An 812-nucleotide genomic window follows, 5' to 3' on the forward strand; every position below is an offset into this window, starting at 1 on the left:
CGTGTTGCGGTTGAAGCACTCATCGCCGACTACTGGTACAAATACGTTGGCCTGAACGGCGCGATTGTGGGCATGACGACGTTTGGTGAATCTGCTCCGGCAGAGCTGCTGTTTGAAGAGTTCGGCTTCACTGTCGACAACGTGGTCGCGAAAGCGAAAGCACTGCTGTAATTCGATTGCAGACGAAACGGGTCGCTCAGGCGGCCCGTTTTTTTATCAATAGACATGTGTCGTTGATCGTAAAATTTCAGCAAGGCAATTGTGTTAAGGTGATCTTGTTATCATATTTGATAATATTAATAATGCTGTTTTTGCAATTGATATCACATTAATGCAGTTGAAAATAAAAAATTTAATTTTATTTTATTGAATATTATGAGTTTGTTTTTTCCTTGATTTTATCCTGTATCATTTTCCCCTGCATTGCTTTCATATACTGACGCGCGTATTTTATTTTTGAACATCAGTTGCACCCTATAATAAAATACGAGGACGCGTTATGCGCTTAATTAATTATTTTCCTCATGCTTCCATTGTAATAAAGAAATCTGCAGTTGACTGGGTACAGGCCATTGATTTCTCGATGGAGTCATTATTACGTAATAAGTATGTCAACACTGAATATATTCAGGCCATAAAAGAGTCCACGCTTAACAATGGGCCTTATTATATCCTTGCACCATATGTTGCAATGCCACATGCTCACCCTGAATTCGGTGCGTTAAAAACCGGTATGTCGTTGGCGGATTCAACTCCGAAGTGCAACGCTAAGCCGCCAATCTTAGCTCTGCAAACACCACAGACGGTTGCCT

Annotated in this window: 2 protein-coding genes; both read left to right on the plus strand. The window is 40.9% G+C overall.

The genetic code is table 11. The features are described from left to right. Positions 1-171: transketolase-like TK C-terminal-containing protein (locus ACSZPU_RS26025; protein WP_499004508.1), on the plus strand; the 171-nt coding region annotated here is incomplete at its 5' end. 328 nt (positions 172-499) lie between these two features. Beyond that, the coding region (locus tag ACSZPU_RS26030; protein WP_499004506.1) for a PTS sugar transporter subunit IIA at positions 500-812 on the plus strand (313 nt) is incomplete at its 3' end.

It is taken from the genome of Phytobacter sp. V69, from assembly GCF_965644215.1.
GTDB lineage: Bacteria > Pseudomonadota > Gammaproteobacteria > Enterobacterales > Enterobacteriaceae > Phytobacter.